The organism is Paraburkholderia gardini (genome assembly GCF_907164545.1).
Classification (GTDB): domain Bacteria; phylum Pseudomonadota; class Gammaproteobacteria; order Burkholderiales; family Burkholderiaceae; genus Paraburkholderia; species Paraburkholderia gardini.
Map to the genome: position 1 here is coordinate 32,898 of NZ_CAJQZB010000024.1, position 14,348 is coordinate 47,245.

Here is a 14,348-nt window from a genome sequence, read left to right on the forward strand (position 1 = left end):
ATGCTCGAACTATTGTCTTCGCACGCGTGCTTCGGTGGCGTGCAGCGGTTCTATCGTCACGATTCATCGACGACTGGTCTGCCGATGCGCTTCTCCGTGTACCTTCCACCGCAGGCGTCGCATGGCAAGGTGCCGGCGCTGTTCTGGCTCGCCGGTCTCACGTGTACCGAGGAGACCTTCCCGATCAAGGCGGGCGCGCAGCGCTTTGCCGCGCAACATGGCATCGCATTGATCGCGCCGGATACGAGCCCGCGCGGCGCCGGCATCCCGAACGAAAGCGCGGCGTGGGACTTCGGCGTCGGCGCGGGTTTCTACGTCGACGCGACGCAGGAACCCTGGTCGAAGCATTTCCGCATGTACTCGTACGTGCGCGACGAGCTGCGCGAAACCGTGCTGACGAATCTCGCGATCGATGGCGAACGACTTGGCATTTTCGGTCACTCGATGGGTGGGCACGGCGCGTTGATGATCGCGCTGCGTAATCCGGAGATCTTCCGCTCGGTGTCGGCGTTCGCGCCGATCGCGGCGCCGTCGCGGTGTCCTTGGGGCGTGAAGGCGTTCACGGGCTATCTCGGCGAAGATCGCGGCGCGTGGCAGCAGTACGATTCGAGCGAACTGGTGGCGCGCGCTTCGCACCGGTTCGCCGAAGGCATCCTGATCGACCAGGGTTTGTCGGACCAGTTTCTCGCCGAACAGCTCAATCCGGATGTGTTCGAAGCGGCGTGCCGCGCCGCGGGACAACCGCTGACGCTGCGTCGGCATGAAGGCTACGATCACGGTTACTACTTCATCCAGAGTTTCATCGAGGATCATCTCGCGCATCACGCGAAGGTGCTGTTCGGGTAGGCGCCGCGTTCAGCCAGACGTGACAAAGGGACGCCGAATCATCTGCGGCGTCCCTTTGTTGCGGGCGAAACCGAAGGCTAGCGCTGGCGCAACAAACTCGCCCCGTATACCAGCGCAGCCAACGCGGTGATCCAGAAGCTCGTCGGCCAGTCGGTGTAGAAGGCGAGCGTGACGCCAAGCCACGCCTGCGCGAGCGCGAGCAGCGCGGCGAGAACGAGGCCGCTGGAAAGCCGCGTCGTGAAATTCTGCGCGGCCGCCGCCGGGCCCACCATCAGCGTGAACACCAGCAGCACGCCGACGATCTGCGTACACGCCGCGACGGCGAGCGCCGCGATCGCAAGAAACAGCACCGAGACGAGCCGCAGCGATACGCCTTTCGCTTCGGCGAGTTCCGGCTGCAACGACGCGAACAGCAGCGGCCGCATGATCGCCGCGAGCGCCAGCAGACTGACGATGCCGAGGCCGGTGAGCACCGCGAGCGTCGACGTATTCACGCCGAGCACGTTGCCGAACAGCAGCGCGGTGACCTGTGTCGCATACGCGGTGAAGAAGTGCAGGAACAGCAGGCCGAAGCCGAGCGCGAGCGAGAGAATCACGCCAATCGCGACGTCGCGTCCGGCCAGCCGCTCACCGAGCGCGCCCATGCCGACACCCGCGGCGAGCGTGAAGCCGATCATCCCCCAGATCGGCGAGACGCCGATCAGCACGGCGCCGGTCGCGCCGGTAAAACCGACGTGCGAGAGCGCATGGCCGGCGAACGTCTGCCCGCGCATCACCAGAAAATAGCCGACGATGCCCGCCAGCACCGCGACGATCCCCGACGCGGCGAATGCGTTCACCATGAAATCGTATTCAAACATCGTGCGTGTGTCCGTGCGTCTTTGCGTGTGAATGCGCATGTCCGTGGTCATGACCGTGCGCGTGGCCGCTGCCGTGGTCGTGGCCATGGTCGTCTTCGTGTTCGTGATCGTGTTTTTCGACTTCGACGTCGCCGGACATCACGAAGATGCGGCCGTTCACGCGCATCACGTCGATCGCCGAGCCATAGAGCCGCGACAGCACGGGCTTCGTGATCACTTCATCGACGGTGCCGAGCGCCGCCACGCCGCTGCCGAGATACAGCACGCGGTCGAGCGCGTGCAGCAGCGGATTCAGTTCGTGCGCGGAGAAGAGCACGGTGATGCCGAGTTCCTGCTGCACCCGCCGCACAAGTTCGACGACGTTTTTCTGATGATGCGGATCGAGGCTGATGAGCGGTTCGTCGAGCAGCAGCAGACGCGGATTGCCGAGCAGACATTGCGCAAGCAGCAGCCGCTGACGCTCGCCGCCCGACAGCTCCGACAACGGCCGCATCGCGAGTTCGCGCGCGCCGACCAGTTCGAGCACGCGATCGACTTCCTTGCGTGCCTTCGCGTTGTGATGCGGCAGGCCCCAGCGATGTCCATCGGCGGCCATCGCGACGAAATCGCGGCCCCGCACGCGGCGGCCGGCGAGCGCGCTGCGCGTCTGCGGCATATAGCCGATCGACGGATTGCCCCGTTCGACCGTCTCGCCCAGCACGCGGATCGCGCCGTTCGCGGCCGGCACGAGACCGAGCACCGCGCGCATCAGGGTGGTCTTGCCCGCGCCGTTCGGCCCGAGCACGCCGATGAACTCGTTCTGGTTCACGACGAGGCTCGCGTCGCTCAGGATCGCGCGGCCGCCCATCTCGAGCGTGACGCGATCGAGTTCGAGCACAGGTGCGGAGCCGCGCGGCGCGGCGCCAGTCGGTGTCATTGCGATTGTCCCTTTGCGTTGCCGGCAGCGTCGCCTTTTGCGAGCGCCGCGCCGAGGTCGTCGAGTTGCGACAGCATCCATTGCTGGAACGTCTTGCCGGCCGGCTGCGTCTCGGTGACGCTGACCGTCGGCACGTTCGACTGCTGCGCGAGCTTCAACATGCGTTTCGTGAGCGCCTCGGTTGCCTGGCTGTTGTAGATCAGTACGCGCACGCGTTTGCCACGCAGATCGCGCTCGAACGCGGCGATATCCGATGCGCTCGCTTCCGTGTCATTCATCGCGGCGAGCTGGAAACGCATGTTCCGCATGTCCAGACCGATTGCGTCCGACATGTAGCCAAAAACCGGCTCCGTCGCTGTGACGGGCGCGTGCGCATAGCTGGCGCGCAACGCGGCGATCTTCGCATCGACCGGCTTCAGCGAATCCAGAAACGTCGCGAGGTTCGCATCGTACGCCGTTTTGTTCGAAGGATCGGCGGCGACGAGCGCCGCGCTTACCGCGCGCGCCACCGCCGGCATCGTGCCGGGCGCGTACCAGAGATGCGGATTGTCGCCGCTCTTGTGGTCGGTGAGGTCCGCCGCGACGATCGTCGTGCGCTTCGTGTTCTTCGATGCGCCGAGCAGCTTCGTCATCCACGGATCGTAGTCGGCGCCGTTGTACACGACAAGGCTCGCGTTCTGCAACGCGCGTGCCGTCTTCGGGCTGGCCTCGAACAGGTGCGGATCCTGATCCGGATTGCTGAGGATGCTCACCACGCTCACATGATCGCCGCCCAGTTGACGCACGACATCGCCGTAGAAATTCTCCGCGGCCACCACTGGAATCTTCACGTCGGCGGCAAAGGCGGGATGGCCGGCCGCCAGCATGAGCGCGCCCGCTGCCAGACACGTCGATACGACGCGCGCGTGCCGCACGCGATTCCACAGCGAGCCAGGTGTTCTCATCATAGTCGTCGGGTCCTTGAAAGATGGGCGAGGGCGCGTGCAGGCGGACAGACAGATTCGAAGCCGACCTCATCCTGTCGCGAGTCGAGAATGATATAACATATCGCGAATTTTTTGGTATAGCGCGTTTGCTTGCGAGCTGTTCAGTGCGGGGAGAGCCAGGCTGGAGGCGGGTAAACACTGCCGCGTTGCAGCATCGAAATCCTGCATTGCGCCTTGACATGACCCATTGCGTATCCGATCATTCGATCACCAACAGAGCAATTGTTCGCGTAATGGGCGTTCGCTCACTGCGCGGAATGAAACAGCAACTGACCGCAATAAATTGCATGGGACCAGAGTAAGCGCTCAAGCGCTAACTCTGGTCGACAGGAGACAGCATTGAACGCGCGATTGCAGGACAAAGTGGCGATCCTGACTGGTGCAGGCAGCGGAATCGGCGAAGCAGTGGCCCGGCGCTATCTCGACGAAGGCGCGCGCTGCGTGCTCGTCGACGTGAAGCCCGCGAGCGGGTTCGCGCAGGCGCTGACGCAAAGCCACGGCGAGCGCGTGCTGACGGTTTCCGCCGACGTCACGCGGCGCGACGACATCGAGCGCATCGTGTCGGCTACGCTCGGGCGCTTTGGCCGCATCGACATTCTCTTCAACAACGCGGCGCTTTTCGACATGCGCCCGATCCTCGACGAATCCTGGGATGTGTTCGACCGTCTCTTCGCAGTCAACGTGAAGGGCATGTTCTTTCTGATGCAGCGGGTCGCGCAGCAGATGGTCGAGCAGGGGCAGGGCGGCAAGATCATCAACATGTCGTCGCAGGCAGGCCGCCGCGGCGAGGCGCTCGTGTCGCATTACTGCGCGACCAAGGCCGCCGTGCTGAGCTATACGCAATCCGCCGCGCTCGCACTCGCGCCGCACAAGATCAATGTGAACGGCATTGCACCGGGCGTCGTGGATACGCCGATGTGGACGGAGGTCGATGCCCTCTTCGCACGCTATGAAAACCGTCAGCCCGGCGAGAAGAAGCGTCTTGTCGGCGAAGCGGTGCCGCTCGGCCGCATGGGCGTGCCGGACGACCTGACCGGCGCGGCGCTGTTCCTGGCCTCCGCCGACGCCGATTACATCACCGCCCAGACGCTCAACGTCGACGGCGGCAACTGGATGAGCTGAACCAGCACGCTGTACCCATCCGCCAGAAGCATCACACGAAGAACGACTAATCCAGAAGGAGACAACCATGAAACCCGCCTTGCAGACCGCGCTCAAGCTATTCGGCGCCAGTGCGGCCGCGTGTGCCGCGTTGAACGCATCGGCCGCGACCGTCACGATCGCAGCCCTCAACAACCCGGACATGATCGAACTGAAGAAGCTCTCGTCGAACTTCGAGCAGGCCAATCCGGACGTCAAGCTGAACTGGGTGATTCTCGAGGAAAACGTGCTGCGCCAGCGCGCCACGACCGATATCACGACCAACAGCGGCCAGTTCGACGTGATGATGATCGGCACGTATGAAGCACCGCAGTGGGGCAAGCGCGGCTGGCTCGCGCCGATCTCGGGCCTCTCCGCCGACTACGATCTCAACGACGTCGTGAAGAGCGCGCGCGACGGCCTGTCGTACAACAACCAGTTGTACGCGCTGCCGTTCTACGTCGAAAGCTCGATGACGTTCTACCGCAAGGACCTGTTCGCGGCGAAGGGCCTGAAGATGCCCGACCAGCCGACCTACGACCAGATCAAGGAGTTCGCCGACAAGCTCACCGACAAGGCCAGCGGCACATACGGCATCTGTCTGCGCGGCAAGGCGGGCTGGGGCGAAAACATGGCGTACGTGACAACGCTCGTCAACACGTTCGGCGGCCGCTGGTTCGACGAAAAGTGGCACGCGCAGCTGACGTCGCCGGAATGGAAGAAGGCGGTGAACTTCTACGTCGACCTGCTGAAGAAAGACGGCCCGCCGGGAGCCAGCTCGAATGGCTTCAACGAAAACCTGACGCTGATGTCCTCGGGCAAGTGCGCGATGTGGATCGACGCGACGGTCGCGGCCGGCATGCTCTACAACAAGTCGCAGTCGCAGGTCGCCGACAAGATCGGTTTCGCCGCGGCGCCGACGGAAGTCACGCCGAACGGTTCGCACTGGCTGTGGTCGTGGGCGCTGGCGATTCCGAAGTCGTCGAAGCAGCAGGAAGCCGCGAAGAAGTTCATTTCGTGGGCGACCTCGAAGCAGTACATCGAGCTCGTCGCGAAGGATGAAGGCTGGGCATCGGTGCCGCCGGGCACGCGTCAGTCGACCTATGCGCGTCCCGAGTACCAGAAGGCCGCGCCGTTCGCGAGCTTCGTGCTGAAGGCAATTGAAACGGCGGACCCGAATCATCCGACCGCGAAGCCCGTGCCGTACACCGGTGTGCAGTTCGTCGGCATTCCGGAGTTCCAGTCGTTCGGTACGGTGGTCGGCCAGAGCATCTCGGGTGCCATAGCAGGCCAGATGACGGTCGATCAGGCGCTCGCAGCCGGTCAGGCAACCGCCGATCGCGCCGTGCGTCAGGCGGGTTACCAGAAGTAGAAGTAACCCGCGGTCAAAGCGCCGGCTGACGTTCACGCGTCAGCCGGAACGCAGCAGCTCAGCGGGCTGCCGGTGTCCTGCAGCCCGCGTACTACCAGACAGGTGGTCCGATCATGCGTCATCTGCGCCTTCCTCTCATGCAAGTTCATCCCCAGACCGAAAAGGAACGCGAGACCCGCAAGGCGGCGTCCGCACGCTGGCTGGTTTCGCCATCGGTTGCCGTTCTGGTGTTGTGGATGGTGATTCCGCTCGCGATGACGATCTGGTTTTCGTTCTCGCGCTACAACCTGCTCAATCCCGATCTGAAGGGTTTCGCGGGTCTGGACAACTACAAGTATCTCGCCACCGATCCGGCCTTTGGACCGTCGATCCTGATCACGCTGGAGCTGATCGGCTCGGTGCTGATCATTACCGTGGTCGGCGGAATCCTGATGTCGGTGCTGTTCGACCGCAAGTTCTACGGCATGGGCGTGGCGCGTCTGCTCGCCATCGCGCCGTTCTTCGTGATGCCGACGGTCAGCGCGCTGATCTGGAAGAACATGATCCTGCATCCGGTGTACGGTCTCGTCGCGCAAGGCATGCGCGCGATCGGTCTCACGCCGGTCGACTGGTTCGCCAACTATCCGCTGACCGCCATCGTGATGATCGTCGCGTGGCAGTGGCTGCCGTTCGCGTTCCTGATTCTCTTCACGGCGATCCAGTCGCTCGATCAGGAACAGAAGGAAGCGGCGCGTATCGACGGCGCCGGCCCGATCTCGATGTTCTTCTACATCACGCTGCCTCATCTGCGACGCGCGATCGCGGTGGTGGTGATGATGGAAACGATTTTCCTGCTGTCGATCTTTGCTGAAATCTATACGACGACGGGTGGCGGTCCGGGCACGGCGACAACCAATCTGTCGTACCTGATCTACTCGCTCGGGCTTCAGCAGTTCGACGTCGGGCTGGCTTCCGCTGGCGGGATTCTCGCGGTGGTGCTGGCGAATATCGTGTCGATCTTCCTCGTGCGTATGCTCGCGAAGAACCTGAAAGGGGAGTACGAAAAATGAGCCAGCTTGCTGCCACTTCCGCTGCACCTGCTTCGTCGATCAATTCGCCGATGGCGAAGCTTCGACGCAGCATCCCCGGCATCCTCGCATGGTTCATAGCGTTGCTGCTGTTCTTCCCGATCTTCTGGATGACGATCACCGCGTTCAAGACGGAGCAGCAGGCGTATTCGTCGTCGCTCTTTTTCACGCCGACGCTCGACAGCTTTCGCGAGGTGTTCGCGCGCAGCAATTACTTTGCGTTCGCATGGAATTCGATCCTGATTTCCGTGGGCGTGACGGTGCTGTGCCTGATCCTCGCCGTGCCGGCCGCGTACGCGATGGCGTTCTTCCCGACGCGCCGCACGCAGAAAGTGCTGCTGTGGATGCTGTCGACGAAGATGATGCCGTCCGTCGGCGTGCTGGTGCCGATCTATCTGCTGTGGAAAGACACCGGACTGCTCGACACGGTGTCCGGCCTTGTGATCGTCTATACGCTCATCAACCTGCCGATCGCGGTCTGGATGTCGTTCACGTACTTCGCTGAAATACCGCGCGACATTCTCGAAGCAGGACGGATCGACGGCGCGGCGACGTGGCAGGAAATCGTCTATCTGCTGATGCCGATGTCATTGCCAGGTCTTGCGTCGACGTCGCTGCTGCTCGTGATCCTGTCGTGGAACGAAGCGTTCTGGAGCATCAACCTGTCGAGTTCGAACGCCGCGCCGCTGACGGTTTTCATCGCTTCGTATTCGAGTCCTGAAGGCCTCTTCTGGGCCAAGCTCTCGGCGGCTTCGCTGCTGGCGGTCGCGCCGATCCTGATCGTCGGCTGGCTGTCGCAGAAGCAGCTGGTACGCGGCCTGACGTTCGGGGCGGTCAAATGACCGTGTCGACTCACGCGCTGATCTGCGATTGCGACGGTGTGCTGATCGACAGTGAAGCGATCGCCGCCCGGATGCTCGTGCACGAGCTGGAATCGCGCTGGCCCGACGCGGATGTCGCGCCTGTGGTGATGCCGCTGCTCGGCATGCGCACCGAGCACGTGCTCGATGCGACGGCCGCGCGTCTCGAGCGCACGCTGAGCGCCGCCGATATCGAAGCAATCCGCGAAGCGGTGAGCGCCGGCGCGATGGAAGCGCCGCTCGTCGAGGGCATCGTCGCGGCGCTTGGGCAGATTGCGCTGCGCAAGGCCTGTGCGAGCAACAGCAACACGGCCTACGTGCAGGCGGTGCTGGCGCGTACCGGGCTCGTCGAATTTTTCGGCGAGCGCGTGTTTTGCGCCGACAGCGTGGCGCACCCGAAGCCCGCGCCTGACGTCTATCTGGCGGCCGCGCGCGGTTTGAATCTGACGCCGGACGCATGTCTCGTCGTCGAAGACAGCGTGACTGGCGTGAGCGCGGCGAACGCGGCCGGCATGACGGTGATCGGCTTTATCGGCGGCGGCCACGCGAGCGAGGTGCAAATCGAGGCGCTGCGCGCAGCCGGTGCGGTACATGTGTTCGACGACATGCGACAACTGCCGGTATTCGTCACACAATGGATGGAGCGCGTCGCCATCGGCTCGCATTGATGCGAAGCGGCGCGCACGATTAACGTGAAAGTGGAAGCACCAGCAGCACCATCGGGAGACACATCATGGCAAGCCTGACCCTGCGCGACATCGCGAAGCGCTACGACGAAACCGAAGTGATGCGCAACATCAACCTCGACATCGCGGACGGCGAGTTCGTCGTATTCGTCGGCCCGAGCGGCTGCGGAAAATCGACGCTGATGCGCATGATCGCCGGCCTCGAGGACATCAGCAGCGGCGACCTGAACATCGACGGCGTGCGCGTGAACGACATTCCGCCGGCCAAACGCGGCATCGCGATGGTGTTCCAGTCGTACGCGCTTTATCCGCACATGACGCTGTACGACAACATGGCCTTCGGCCTGAAACTCGCCGGCACGAAAAAGCCGGAAATCGACGCAGCCGTACGCAACGCAGCGAAGATCCTGCACATCGACCATCTGCTCGACCGCAAGCCGAAGCAGCTGTCGGGCGGCCAGCGTCAACGCGTCGCGATTGGCCGCGCGATCACGCGCAAGCCGAAAGTGTTCCTGTTCGACGAACCGTTGTCGAATCTCGATGCGGCATTGCGCGTAAAGATGCGCCTCGAATTCGCACGCCTGCACGACGAACTGAAGACCACGATGATCTACGTGACGCACGATCAGGTCGAAGCCATGACGCTCGCCGACAAGATCGTCGTGCTGTCGGCGGGGAACATCGAGCAGGTCGGCAGCCCGAACCGCCTGTATCACGCGCCGGCGAACCGTTTTGTCGCGGGCTTTATCGGTTCGCCGAAGATGAACTTCTTCGAAGGCACCGTGCAGTCGGTGACAGCCGAGGGCGTGACGGTGCGCTACGACACGGGCGAAACGCAGCGCGTGGCCGTCGAGCCTTCGAAGGTGAAGGAGGGCGACAAGGTGACGGTCGGTATCCGGCCTGAACACACGCACGTGAATTCGGGCGAATACGGTGTTTCGGTGAAGACGATGGCGATCGAATCGCTCGGCGATGCGGCGTATCTGTATGCCGAATCGAGCGTGGCACCAGATGGCGTCATCGCGCGTATTCCGCCGCTGGAGCGCCATGAACGTGGCGAGACGTTGAAGCTGGGCGCCACGCCGGATCACTGCCATCTGTTCGATGCTGACGGTCAGGCGTTCGAGCGCAAGATCATCGAAGTGCTGGCGGCCTGACGCTTCGGGGTGCCTGCAGCGCGGTGTTCACTCCAGCCGCGCTGCAAGACCTGAACGGGCAACTGACTGCTGCGCCGTCTGCTGTCTCCCCGGCGGCGCGGCTTTTTTTGCGTTAGCGCTTGCGGCCGGTTTTGGCCGCCTCTTGTGTTCCCTCTTCCAGCGCCGCGCGCGCACAGCGCTCGTCGGTCACCAGACCCGACAGCCAGCCGCCCTTCAACGCCGCGATTACCGCATCGCGTTTGCGCTCGCCGCCGGCGAAGCCGATCGTCGGCCGTTTCGGCGGCGAATCCAGATAGAGGCTCGTGACGCGATTGCCGGTCGGCGAGACGACCCGCGCGCCCGATGCGCTGATCGGCAGCCCCAGCATTTCCGCCACCGCGCCGCGCTGAACCAGATCCTTCACTTCGGCCGACGTGATGAACCCGTCCTCATGCAGCGGACAGTCCGGCCCGATATTGCCGATTCCGACAAACGCGACATCCGCCGACCCCGACAGCGATTCGACGATGCGATACAGCCGGTGATTGACCCACTGCGCGCGCTCGGCTTCGTTATCGGCGATGAGCGGCGCGGGCAGCAAAAAGTGCTTGCCGCCGGTTTTCTCGGAGATATGCAGCGCGACGTCGTAGCGGTTCGACGAGCCGTCCTGCGCGATCGCGCCCACCATCGACACCAGCCGGTGCTGCGGCCGGTCGAGCTGCGCGATCTGGTCGACGGCGGCCTTCAGCGTACGCCCGCTGCTCACCGCGACGATCATCGGCTTTTCCTCGAGCAGATAGCGCTCCATCACCTGCGCGCCGGCGACGGCCAGCTTGCGGTCGATCTCTTCGGGCGTGTCGTCGTCGACCGGGACGATTTCGCAGAACGACAACCCGTAGCGCTTCGACAGCTGGTCGGCAAGCGCGAGGCAGTCGGCCAGCTGATGATCGACGCGCACGCGAATCAGGTTCTTTTCGACCGCGAACGCGACGAGCCGCTGCGCGACCGGGCGCGACACCTGAAGCTTTTCCGCGATCTCGTTCTGGGTGTTGCCCGCGACGTAATAGAGCCACGCGGCGCGGGTGGCGAGATCGAGTTTTTCGGTAGACCTGGACACGATGGATCTTTGACGTGAGCGGCTTGCGCCGCGTGACAGGGTTCGGTGCGGCGACGAACGGAAATCGGTCGCGCGCCGATGATAGCAGTCGTCTTTCTAAAACCAGTTGCGTGTCCAGACGCCGGACGCGCGCACATCAATGGCTCACGCCAGTGGCGCGCGCGCCGGATCGAAGAGCGGCCGCACATGCCGGTAGAGCGCGCGGTACGCGTCGAGCCGTGCGCGCAACGCGGCATGCCGTGCGGGGTCCGGTGTGAATTCGATTTCGACGGGCGGCTTCGTCAGCACGGTCGCTGGATCGCCGCCGGCTGCGAGCCAGCCGAGCCGGGCCGCGCCGAGTGCCGCGCCGGTTTCACCGCCGCCGTGCTTGCGCGTCGGTGTGTCGAGCGCGTCGGCGAGCAGTTGCGCCCAGTAGTTGCTGCGCGCGCCGCCGCCGATCAGCGACAGCGCGCGCGCTTCGGTGCCGGCGGCACGCAGCGCGTCGAGGCCATCGGTGAGCGCGAGCGTCACGCCTTCGAGCACGGCGTAGCCAAGCAGCGCGCGATCGGTCGCGTGCGTCATGCCGAAGAACACGCCCTGTGCGTACGGGTCGTTGTGCGGCGTGCGTTCGCCCGAGAGATAGGGCAGAAAGAGCGGCGCGGTAGCGAGCGCGTCGTGCGGAAGGGCGGCGACTTCGGCGAGCAGCGTCGGCTCGTCGGTCGATGTGAGCTTGCAGACCCAGCGCAGACAGCTTGCCGCCGAGAGCACCACGCTCATCTGATGCCAGCGATCAGGAATCGCATGACAGAACGCGTGTACCGCCGATGAAGGGTTCGGCCGGAACCGGTCGCCGACCACGCACAGCACGCCTGACGTCCCGAGCGACACGAAGCCGTCGCCCGGCTGGATCGCGCCGATGCCGATCGCGCTGGTCGCGTTGTCGCCTCCGCCGGCCGCCACCACGACGCCATCCTGCAGACCGAATTCGCGTGCCACCTGCGCCAGTAACGTGCCCGATGGCGCGCTGCCTTCGGCAAGCCGCGGCATCTGCGCGCGACGCATGTCGCACGCGGCGAGCAACGCGTCCGACCAGTCGCGCTTCGCGACGTCGAGCCACAGCGTGCCGGCCGCATCCGACGGATCGGACACTTTCTCGCCGGTGAGCATCAGACGCAGGTAATCCTTCGGCAGCAGCACGCAGGCCGTCTTGCGGAAGCGTTCAGGTTCGTGCCGCTGTACCCACAGCAGCTTCGGCGCGGTGAAGCCGGGCATCGCGAGATTGCCCGCTATGCGATGCAGCTCGGGCGCGCGTGCGGTCAGCTCGCCGCATTCGTCGACGCTGCGCATGTCGTTCCACAGGATCGCCGGGCGCAGTACGCGATCTTCAGCATCGAGCAGCACGGCGCCGTGCATCTGGCCCGACAGGCCGATGCCGCGAATCTGCGCGAATTCGTCGGGATGACGCGCACGCAGCGCGGCGAGCGCGGCGCGTGTGCCGTCCCACCAGTCGGCCGGATTCTGCTCGGCCCAACGCTGATGCGGACGCGAAACGGTGAACGGTGAGCCCGCGGTGCCGATCACGCGCCCGGTGGGTGCGAGCAGCAGGACTTTTACTTCGGACGTGCCGAGGTCGATGCCGAGATACATGGGCGCGGAACCTTCGTCATTGGGATGCGCTACTTTATCCGCACACGGCGGCCGTCGCCATGCGCATTAGACCTGGCTCGCGTGCATGCACCTCGAGACGGTGTTTCACCACGTGCTGTTGTGTCGATCCGTCGATCGCGCGTCGTCAGCCCCGCTTTGCGAGCCACGCATCGACGCGGCCCACGGCAGCCCGCAGCGCGTTTTCGAGCTTCGGTGTCTGCGCCATGCTGCCCCACAGGAGACGGTCGGCGCAGAACGCCTGTAGCGGGTCCGGCGCGGCGAAGAAACCGCGCGCGACGCTCTCGTCCATCACGCCGTCCTGATATGCGTACGGCAGCTTGCCAGCCTGCCAGCGGTCGAGGAAGCGGAAGAACAGCGCGGGCAGCATCGCGGTGGCCGCCGGTTCGACGCCGCGCGTGAAGCATTCCGCAAGCGTCGGCGCGATGAAGCCGGGAATCTTGGAAAAGCCGTCGGCGGCCACGCGCTGGTTCGTGTCCTGGATGAACGGATTGCTGAAGCGTTCCAGCACGACATCGCGATAGCGTTCGAGGTCGAGCGGGCTCGGCGTGAGACACGGGATCACGTCCTGCGTGACGTAGTCGTACGCGAACTTCTGGATATCGGTGTCGATCGTGCCTTCGTGGATATAGCGCAGCCCGACGAGCGTCCCCGCCCACGCGATGCAGCTGTGCGTCGCGTTCAGGATGCGGATCTTCGCTTCCTCGTAGGGCAGCACCGATTCGACCAGTTCCGCGCCGACCTTTTCCCACGCGGGACGCCCCGCACGAAAGTTGTCTTCGATCACCCACTGGATGAACGCTTCGCCCATCACCGGGCAGGCGTCGTTGAAGCCGGTTGCGGCGAGCACGCGTTCACGGACGTCGTCCGTGGGGCGCGGCGTGATGCGGTCGACCATCGAATTCGGCGAGCTCGTGTTCGCGTCGAACCAGGTTTTGAGCGTCGCGTCGCCGCGCCGGTCGAGAAACTCGCTCATGCCCGCGTGAAAACGCTCGCCGTTGCTGCGCAGGTTGTCGCACGACTGCAGCGTGACGGGGCCTGCATTGCGTTTCATGCGCGCTTCGAGGATCGCTGAGAGTGCGCCATAGATGGTCGTGCGGCCGCCTTTGAGGTCGGCGGCGAGATCGGCGTTGGCGGTGTCGAGGTGGTCGTGTTCGTCGAGGTAATAGCCGCCTTCGGTGACCGTGAACGCGATGATCCTGCAGGCCGGATCGGAACCGGCTTCGACGAGCCCGGTGAGATCGGCCGACCACGGCAGCACGCGTTCGATCGAGCGGATGGTTTCGTACGCACGCTCGCCGTGCGGCGTGACGGTTTCGAGCGTGTAGACGCCGTCCTGCGAGGCAAGCGCCTCCAGCACGGCGTTCATGTCGCCACGGATATTGCCGACGGTCAGCGACCACTGCGGCTCGCCGGCCGCGCGCGCTGCGTTGAGCCGGTGCAGATACCACGCCTGATGTGCGCGGTGAAACGATCCCGCGCCGATGTGCAGGATCACCTGGACGTTCGCGTCGCTGCTCATACTCGTCTCCTGTCGACCAGAGTTGGCGCTTTAGCGCCTTACTCTGGTCCCATGCAAGTTATTGCGGTCGACCAGAGTTGGCGCTTTAGCGCCTTACTCTGGTCCCATGCAAGTTATTGCGGTCGACCAGAGTTGGTGCAAAGCGCTTACTCCGGTCCCATGCAAGATGGTTGCTGTACTGGCGCGCACGTCTTTG

13 protein-coding genes are annotated in these 14,348 nt (G+C 64.3%); 7 read left to right on the forward strand and 6 right to left on the reverse strand.

Annotation, left to right across the window (positions count from 1 at the left end; all coding sequences use genetic code 11):
- Window positions 1-846, forward strand: coding sequence for an S-formylglutathione hydrolase (fghA, locus tag LPA37_RS17295; RefSeq protein WP_229013194.1), 846 nt, complete (start codon window positions 1-3; stop codon window positions 844-846).
- Window positions 847-923: 77 nt separating this feature from the next.
- On the opposite strand, the gene LPA37_RS17300 is transcribed toward fghA, so the two are convergent.
- From LPA37_RS17300 to LPA37_RS17310, 3 genes are read right to left on the reverse strand one after another with little or no spacing between them, the layout of a single operon-like run.
- Window positions 924-1,706 (reverse strand): metal ABC transporter permease, encoded by a 783-nt coding sequence (locus LPA37_RS17300; RefSeq protein ID WP_228976825.1) that lies wholly within the window; start codon window positions 1,704-1,706, stop codon window positions 924-926.
- The gene (locus tag LPA37_RS17305) at window positions 1,699-2,622 is read right to left on the reverse strand and encodes an ABC transporter ATP-binding protein (RefSeq protein ID WP_228976826.1); all 924 of its coding nucleotides are present in this window, start codon (window positions 2,620-2,622) and stop codon (window positions 1,699-1,701) included. The genes LPA37_RS17300 and LPA37_RS17305 overlap by 8 nt, the downstream gene beginning before the upstream one ends.
- Window positions 2,619-3,566, reverse strand: coding sequence for a metal ABC transporter solute-binding protein (locus tag LPA37_RS17310; protein ID WP_407672549.1), 948 nt, complete (start codon window positions 3,564-3,566; stop codon window positions 2,619-2,621). Before LPA37_RS17310 ends, LPA37_RS17305 begins: the two co-directional genes overlap by 4 nt.
- Before the next feature lie 381 nt (window positions 3,567-3,947).
- Here LPA37_RS17310 and LPA37_RS17315 point away from each other — a divergent pair, with 381 nt between their 5' ends.
- From LPA37_RS17315 to LPA37_RS17340, 6 genes are all read left to right on the forward strand, one after another.
- Window positions 3,948-4,730, forward strand: coding sequence for an L-iditol 2-dehydrogenase (locus LPA37_RS17315; protein ID WP_229013195.1), 783 nt, complete (start codon window positions 3,948-3,950; stop codon window positions 4,728-4,730).
- Between the two features lie 67 nt (window positions 4,731-4,797).
- Window positions 4,798-6,120, forward strand: a complete 1,323-nt coding sequence (locus LPA37_RS17320) for an ABC transporter substrate-binding protein (RefSeq protein ID WP_228976830.1) — start codon at window positions 4,798-4,800, stop codon at window positions 6,118-6,120.
- A gap of 113 nt (window positions 6,121-6,233) precedes the next feature.
- Entirely contained in the window at window positions 6,234-7,169 is a 936-nt protein-coding gene (locus tag LPA37_RS17325; protein ID WP_407672545.1) for a carbohydrate ABC transporter permease, read from the forward strand.
- Window positions 7,166-8,029, forward strand: coding sequence for a carbohydrate ABC transporter permease (locus LPA37_RS17330; protein WP_407672546.1), 864 nt, complete (start codon window positions 7,166-7,168; stop codon window positions 8,027-8,029). The genes LPA37_RS17325 and LPA37_RS17330 overlap by 4 nt, the downstream gene beginning before the upstream one ends.
- Window positions 8,026-8,715, forward strand: coding sequence for an HAD family hydrolase (locus LPA37_RS17335; protein WP_228976834.1), 690 nt, complete (start codon window positions 8,026-8,028; stop codon window positions 8,713-8,715). Before LPA37_RS17330 ends, LPA37_RS17335 begins: the two co-directional genes overlap by 4 nt.
- A gap of 65 nt (window positions 8,716-8,780) precedes the next feature.
- Entirely contained in the window at window positions 8,781-9,890 is a 1,110-nt protein-coding gene (locus LPA37_RS17340) for an ABC transporter ATP-binding protein (RefSeq protein WP_229013196.1), read from the forward strand.
- A 112-nt stretch (window positions 9,891-10,002) separates the two neighbouring features.
- Here the strand turns inward: LPA37_RS17340 and LPA37_RS17345 are convergent, their stop codons facing one another.
- The 3 genes from LPA37_RS17345 to dalD form a co-directional block, all read right to left on the reverse strand.
- Window positions 10,003-10,986 carry a sugar-binding transcriptional regulator gene (locus tag LPA37_RS17345; protein WP_228976839.1) on the reverse strand — a complete coding sequence of 328 codons (984 nt, stop codon included), beginning with the start codon at window positions 10,984-10,986 and terminating at the stop codon, window positions 10,003-10,005.
- Between the two features lie 144 nt (window positions 10,987-11,130).
- The gene (gene xylB, locus LPA37_RS17350; protein ID WP_229013197.1) at window positions 11,131-12,612 is read right to left on the reverse strand and encodes a xylulokinase; all 1,482 of its coding nucleotides are present in this window, start codon (window positions 12,610-12,612) and stop codon (window positions 11,131-11,133) included.
- Window positions 12,613-12,757: 145 nt separating this feature from the next.
- On the reverse strand, window positions 12,758-14,152 hold the full coding sequence (dalD, locus tag LPA37_RS17355; RefSeq protein ID WP_229013198.1) for a D-arabinitol 4-dehydrogenase: 1,395 nt from the start codon (window positions 14,150-14,152) through the stop codon (window positions 12,758-12,760).
- Window positions 14,153-14,348 lie beyond the last annotated feature (196 nt).